The organism is Hydrocoleum sp. CS-953, from assembly GCF_002260545.1.
GTDB lineage: Bacteria > Cyanobacteriota > Cyanobacteriia > Cyanobacteriales > Microcoleaceae > Trichodesmium.
On sequence record NZ_LGSU01001131.1, the window covers coordinates 1 to 7,082 of the forward strand.

General features: G+C 38.6%; 6 protein-coding genes and 1 pseudogene. 4 read left to right on the forward strand and 3 right to left on the reverse strand.

Features of this window, described 5'->3' with window-relative positions:
* Positions 1 to 616: 616 nt before the first annotated feature.
* Entirely contained in the window at positions 617 to 1,006 is a 390-nt protein-coding gene (locus AFK68_RS17610) for a hypothetical protein (RefSeq protein WP_094673898.1), read from the reverse strand.
* Positions 1,007 to 1,586: 580 nt separating this feature from the next.
* Entirely contained in the window at positions 1,587 to 2,462 is an 876-nt protein-coding gene (gene crtR / locus AFK68_RS17615; protein ID WP_094673899.1) for a beta-carotene hydroxylase, read from the reverse strand.
* Positions 2,463 to 3,321: 859 nt separating this feature from the next.
* On the opposite strand from crtR, the gene AFK68_RS45595 reads away from it, so the two are divergent.
* From AFK68_RS45595 to AFK68_RS35225, 4 genes and pseudogenes are all read left to right on the forward strand, one after another.
* On the forward strand, positions 3,322 to 3,637 hold a 316-nt coding region (locus tag AFK68_RS45595; protein ID WP_371357436.1), incomplete at its 3' end, for a pyruvate kinase.
* A gap of 1 nt (position 3,638) precedes the next feature.
* Positions 3,639 to 5,212 (forward strand): annotated as a pseudogene (pyk, locus tag AFK68_RS45600) (pyruvate kinase); the annotation flags it as partial.
* 8 nt (positions 5,213 to 5,220) lie between these two features.
* The gene (locus tag AFK68_RS17630; protein WP_371357437.1) at positions 5,221 to 5,445 is read left to right on the forward strand and encodes a PEP-utilizing enzyme; all 225 of its coding nucleotides are present in this window, start codon (positions 5,221 to 5,223) and stop codon (positions 5,443 to 5,445) included.
* Between the two features lie 1,178 nt (positions 5,446 to 6,623).
* A complete protein-coding gene (locus AFK68_RS35225) occupies positions 6,624 to 6,884 on the forward strand; it encodes a hypothetical protein (RefSeq protein ID WP_143437996.1) in 261 nt (86 codons plus the stop codon).
* On the opposite strand, the gene AFK68_RS39170 is transcribed toward AFK68_RS35225, so the two are convergent.
* The coding region (locus AFK68_RS39170; protein WP_210407471.1) for a hypothetical protein at positions 6,847 to 7,082 on the reverse strand (236 nt) is incomplete at its 5' end. The two genes, AFK68_RS35225 and AFK68_RS39170, sit on opposite strands and share 38 nt — an antisense overlap.

Consider the following 7,082-nt stretch of genomic DNA (forward strand, 5'->3'; position numbering starts at 1 on the left):
GAGTGAGGGAGTAGGGGAGTAGGGGAGTAGGGGAGTAGGGGAGTAGGGAGTAGGGTAGGGACGTTGCATGCAACGTCCCTACAGGAGTCCCTACAGAAGTAGGGGGGTTAGGTTTTTTCACCCACATTTTCAAGCTAGACACCCTACTAATTTCTACCTAAATTATCCTATTAACCTTAACTAGCTATCAGCTTTCAGCTTTCAGCTAGCCTCCTGCGGAGGAACTACGTTAACAGCTAAAAATCCGAGGGTATAAGTCCCCCACTATATTTTTTTAAAATTAGTGGTGTGTCTTAATGGGGGTCTAACGTCCCTACAGGAGTCCCTACAGAAGTAGGGGGGTTAGGTTTTTTCACCCACATTTTCAAGCTAGACACCCTACTAATTTCTACCTAAATTATCCTATTAACCTTAACTAGCTATCAGCTTTCAGCTTTCAGCTAGCCTCCTGCGGAGGAACTACGTTAACAGCTAAAAATCCGAGGGTATAAGTCCCCCACTATATTTTTTTAAAATTAGTGGTGTGTCTTAATGGGGGTCTCAATCCCCCATTATACACCGTGGAAAGCTGATAGCTGAACGCTGACTGCTGACTGCTACTTCAATATTTATCAAATTATTTATATCTAATTTTTAAATAGAATATCAGCAAACAAAACATAGATAAAACACATAAACTTTTCCAAACAAATAACCACCAAGGATGCCACCAAGCTCCAGTTTGTACTTCTACAATGTCAGATAAACCAAATAATAAAAATGTGAATGTTGCGACTATTCTATGTAATCTTACTAAGTCACGATTTTTAATCGCAGATATAGCAAAAGCACCTGCAAAAATAAACCAAATTCCTGCTTCAATATAGTTACCTTTCCTATAGACTGTTTCTAATATTTCTGCTTGTTGAACAGGGTCACTATTTTGCAGTATTAACCATAATCCTATAAATATTACTCCTAAAAAAATTAATAAAAGACATAATCTAATAATTACATTTTTATTCATCAATTTTCTCTAGTCAAAATAGTAAACAAAGGGAGTTTTATAGCACTACGCAAATAGGTTAGGACATTTTCAAATCCTGTTTGCGCAGCATTCCGTAGGAAAACCCTTTTACAGGCTTCTGTTCCCTGTTCCCTCTCTTGGTGCGCGTTCCCTCTCTTGGTCAGCATTCCGCAAGCGAGCTGTCGGCGGCGCGGGGTCTGACCGCTTGCGTCTTACGCCGACGCGGGGTCGCACCGCTGTTCCCTATTCCCTAGCGCTACGCGCTATATCAAAATTAAATTGTGCTAGTGTTTAGATAATTGGCAAAAGTTATTGTAAGTATTCAACAGTCAGGTATTAGCCATTAATTAATTGCCTTTTATAATAAGAATTAGTATTGATATTTTTCAGGAAAAGTAAGCCTTCAGCTATCAACTATTAGTTATGAGTTGTTAGCTCAATTAAAATACTTTGTATGAAATGTATATTTGAGAAAAAAAGAATTTCTGACCTAAAAAATGGTATTAAAGCCATTAATTCTGACTCCTGACTCCTAACTTCTAAGAGGCTGATAGCTGACTGCTGAATGCTAAATGCTTACTTAATGTTTCTCAAACCTAATTCCTACAAAAACATCGTAAAGAAAACTCCAAAAGTTTTTTCCTTCCAATAATCCTAAAGATTGGGGAGAACCTTTAGAATCTAAAAGTGGTTTCATAACTTCATAAGCAGGTTTGTAATTATACCAAGGAATAGAAGGCCACAAATGGTGAATTAAGTGGTAGTTCTGCCCACCAATTAGGATATTGAGAATGGCACTCGGATAAACTCTAGCATTGAGCCAGCGATCGCGTTCTTGAAAAGGACGGTGAGGTAAATAATCAAAAAATAACCCTAGAGCTATACCTACTACTAAAGCAGGGGAAAACCAGAAATTTAAAATATAGCCGATAAATCCATAATATATAGATACGCCTACAATAATAAAGACCACCAAACGGCTGAAAAACCATTCCCATAGCTCAAATTTTCGCCAAAGTCGTCTTTTAAAAAAGAAGATTTCATGGTAGAAAAAGCGAGCTGCAATTAGCCACAGAGGGCCACCAGTAGAAACAAAATGATCTGGGTCATTTTCTGGATCGTTGACGTGGGCATGATGCTGTAGATGTACTCGTGTAAATACTGGGAAAGCAAAACCTAAAAGTAGAGCGCTGCCATGACCTAAAATAGCATTAACTAAGCGGTCCTTATGGGCTGAATTATGGGACGCATCGTGAATGACTGTTCCTGCTATATGTAAGGCTACTACATTCATTAAAAAGCAGCACCAACCGGGAAAGTGCCAGTAAAAGTAACCACAAGTTGATAAAACAACTATTCCTAAAGAACTCAAAAACATGAGTAAATTAGTATTTAAGCCTCCAGAAGGGCCAAGTAACTCTCTTGGGACTGTTGTTTTCAGTCCTGCCTCTAACATTGTTATTTGCATTCCTTAATATTAGTTAACATTTATTTTAGTAGCATNTTAAAAAGCAGCACCAACCGGGAAAGTGCCAGTAAAAGTAACCACAAGTTGATAAAACAACTATTCCTAAAGAACTCAAAAACATGAGTAAATTAGTATTTAAGCCTCCAGAAGGGCCAAGTAACTCTCTTGGGACTGTTGTTTTCAGTCCTGCCTCTAACATTGTTATTTGCATTCCTTAATATTAGTTAACATTTATTTTAGTAGCATAAGATACATACAACTTTTTGTAAAGATATATGAAACAATATTAAGTAAATAGGATAATTAGCATTTTTGTCAAGGGAGAAAATAAAAAAAAGTTAGGAGCGATCCCCATAGCTTCCATCAAGATCCCAAGACTTAATTAGATTAAATAAGGCTTTTTGTTTACTTAATAATATTAAAAGTAAAAAAGTAATCCTTAATAGTTCAACTAAAATCTATTGATTATGCTAGTCTAAGATATCAATCTTAAACTATGAGCATAATAACTAAGAAACTAGATACAAACAGATAAAAATGTAACTTTGTCCAGAAGTTAATCAACTATTTTTAATTTAAACTCCTCCTGATTGGTTAAGGTCTTATTAAATAAATCTAAATTTTTGTTTTTCAAATAAGTGTTTCTAGCCTAATTACTATATATAAATAATNTTTTCGGCGAAGTTTTTCAACTATTTTTAATTTAAACTCCTCCTGATTGGTTAAGGTCTTATTAAATAAATCTAAATTTTTGTTTTTCAAATAAGTGTTTCTAGCCTAATTACTATATATAAATAATTAAAAATCAAGATATTTATCCTACCTAATCTACTAACACTCTAAACTCATGGAAATACAAAATAGTCTGCGTCGAACCAAAATAGTAGCCACCATTGGCCCAGCAACTACTAAGCCTGATGTACTTCGGGAACTAATCAAAGCTGGCGCTACAACCCTACGACTCAACTTTTCTCACGGAACCCATGAGGATCATCAACGTAGCGTTCGCCTCATCCGACAAACCTCTTTTGAGCTAAATCAACCAGTAGCCATTCTCCAAGACCTTCAAGGACCAAAAATTAGATTAGGAAAATTTGAAACAGGTTCCATATCTTTAGAGCGTGGAGACCTGTTTATTTTGACCAGTAAATTGATGCCAGGAANCTACGACTCAACTTTTCTCACGGAACCCATGAGGATCATCAACGTAGCGTTCGCCTCATCCGACAAACCTCTTTTGAGCTAAATCAACCAGTAGCCATTCTCCAAGACCTTCAAGGACCAAAAATTAGATTAGGAAAATTTGAAACAGGTTCCATATCTTTAGAGCGTGGAGACCTGTTTATTTTGACCAGTAAATTGATGCCAGGAACTCAAGAAATGTCCTCTGTAACTTATCAACCTCTCGCAGATGAAGTACCAGAAGGAGCAAAAATTCTCCTTGATGATGGCAAAGTAGAAATGTTGGTGGAGAAAGTAGATAAAGCAGAGAAACAATTACATTGTCGGGTTGTTGTGGGTGGTACTCTTTCTAATAATAAAGGTGTCAATTTTCCAGGAGTTTATCTATCAATTAAAGCACTGACAGATAAAGACAGAAAAGACTTAATGTTTGGTCTCGACCAAGGGGTAGACTGGGTAGCACTAAGTTTTGTCCGTAACCCCCAAGATGTTTTAGAAATTAAACAACTAATTGCTAATGCTGGAAAAAAGGTTCCTGTAATTGCCAAAATAGAAAAACACGAAGCGATCGAACAAATGGAAGAAATTTTGGCTTTGTGTAATGGAGTGATGGTTGCTCGTGGTGACTTGGGGGTGGAGCTACCAGCAGAGGATGTACCTCTATTGCAAAAACGACTAATTTCTACTTCTAACCGGATGGGAATTCCTGTAATTACTGCAACCCAAATGTTAGATAGTATGGTGAATAACCCCCGTGCTACCCGCGCCGAAATTTCTGATGTGGCAAATGCAATTATTGATGGTACTGATGCCGTCATGTTATCCAATGAGACAGCAGTGGGTAACTATCCGGTGGAAGCTGTTGCCACAATGGCAACCATTGCCAAACGCATTGAGCAGGAAGTTATCACTTGCAATGTTTCGAGTATGAATGATACAGGTCATTCTATCCCCAATGCAATTAGTCAAGCTGTTGCTCAAATTGCTCAACAATTAGATGCAGCAGCTATTATGAGTCTGACAAAAACAGGCGCAACTTCACGAAATGTATCTAAGTTTCGACCAAGAACTCCTATTTTAGCAGTGACTCCCCATGTGGATGTGGCGCGACAGTTACAACTTGTGTGGGGAGTAAGACCACTACTGGTGTTAGATTTAGCTTCAGCGGGTCAGACTTTCCAATCAGCAGTTAATGTCGCTCAGGAAAAGGGGTTATTGGTTGACGGAGATTTAGTTGTGATGACTGCGGGTACTTTACAAGGTGTCGCAGGTTCAACAGATTTAATTAAAGTTGAGGTAGTAACTGCTGTTTTGGGTCAAGGTACTGGAGTTGGTCAGGGTTCTGTGAGCGGCCGCGCTCGTGTTGCTCGCAGTGCAACGGAGGTTCGAGATTTTAACCCAGGAGAAATTTTGGTGGTTAATCAGACAAATGCTGAGTTTGTGGAGGCAATGCGAAAAGCTTCTGGAGTGGTGACGGAAGAGGATAGTGTTACAAGTCATGCTGCAATTATTGGTTTACGTTTGGGGTTGCCAGTGATCGTGGGAGTCAAGAATGCNAATTTTGGTGGTTAATCAGACAAATGCTGAGTTTGTGGAGGCAATGCGAAAAGCTTCTGGAGTGGTGACGGAAGAGGATAGTGTTACAAGTCATGCTGCAATTATTGGTTTACGTTTGGGGTTGCCAGTGATCGTGGGAGTCAAGAATGCTACCAATGTCGTGCGGGATGGAACAATTTTAACGTTGGATACTCAAAGAGGTGTGGTTTACTCCGGAGCTAGTCGAAAGTAGGAGGTTGGTTTCAGTTATCAGTTGTCAATGACTTTAAGAATTGGCAGGGTTTTGTTGCATGAAAGTAGCGATAGAGCATCCATTCCGCAGCTATATCGCTCTTTTTCACGATTATTGATGTTCTATTTATCTATTGTACAATAGTTATTGCTCTGCTGAGAAAGCGTTTCGGCTGTCGCCGAAATGTTTGCGGAGCATTCCGTCAGGAAAAGGCGGAGCCTAGCAGCAGCTATATCGCTCTCTTTCGTGATTATTGATGTTCTATTCATCTATTGTACAATAGTTATGGCTGGCAAATTAAACCTCAAAGCTTTAATTTGCAAAAGTTTCAGCCTTTTCCTACATCAACATTGATGTTCTATTCATCTATTGTACAATAGTTACAGCAGTTTCNTCAAAGCTTTAATTTGCAAAAGTTTCAGCCTTTTCCTACATCAACATTGATGTTCTATTCATCTATTGTACAATAGTTACAGCAGTTTCCGCACGTTATTATTGTACATATGCACAAGCAAGTGCGGCAGCTATATACTTTCATGCAACAAAGCCATTGGTAGTGAAAAACCAGAACTTCCGAAAAGCTTGACATAAGCCAATGTAGTTTATTCAACCTGCCCTACGCTCGTTACGTTTATTTATACTCACCTACTTAGGGCTTGCTGATTAAATATCACAGCATTGACGAATAAAGGTTTGAGCAATTTTAGGTCTGGAAAAAGTAGCAGCTTTTTGGTTGATAAAGCCGAAAAAGTGAGCATTTTGGGTAGATTATGGCAGAAAAATTACTCTTACTATTCTTCCTCCTGCCTCCTCTATAATTCCCATTCCTCCTGACTCCTGACTCCTGACTCCTGACTCCTACCCTCATCCATAAGACTTTTTCACCAAACCCTACTTAGTGTTTGCGGTGAATCTTTATAATTCATATCTAGATTATTTAATACCAATTACCATGCATTAATGCTATACTTCGGCTTGACTTCAACAGTCAAGTAGTTACTAAGATTCAAAGTCTGTTTTTGACAATTATTAGGAGCTTTAGTATAGATTACCACTACTTTTTCTCTCCCCTCACCTCCCACACTCCCGTACGGACGCCCTTATGCAACGTCCCTCCTCCACCCAATCAAATATAGCAAGATTTTTGAGAAATGGTATCACGCCTTCTAATATAGCTATTGACAATTACAAACGCAGTCACTATAATAGAATATGATTTTTATCAACACAAGGGGAGGACATCACCTCTGTCACGCGCAGCGGTAATGGTTTCCCAGACTGAAGAAGCTCGCGTTTTCGCGGAGCGCACAATGTCGGGAATACGTCAAATTATGGAAAGTCAATTATCTGGAAGTTGGCAAGACTGGGTAGGAGTAGCGGGTTATGTTTTATTTGCTGGTTTTATTGTTTGGCGCGTCCTGACAATGCCAGCCAAGTAATCAAAAATATAACATAACTTACCGACTTATAGCGGTTTTCAGAAAGATGAAATGCACCTTGAATAACAAAAACCCTTGTAGGGACGTTCCATGGAACGTCCCTACTGTGTTCTACCCAAGTGAAAACTGCCATAATTCGGTATAAAAAAAATGTACCATCTGAGCGCCATTGCCAAATATTTCTAGATATCCTCATCT

Excerpts from the sequence above, each read along its gene's own strand:
- crtR (WP_094673899.1), bottom strand. The coding sequence starts at position 2,462 with ATGTTAGAGGCAGGACTGAAAACAACAGTCCCAAGAGAGTTACTTGGC.
- AFK68_RS17610 (WP_094673898.1), bottom strand. The coding sequence starts at position 1,006 with ATGAATAAAAATGTAATTATTAGATTATGTCTTTTATTAATTTTTTTA.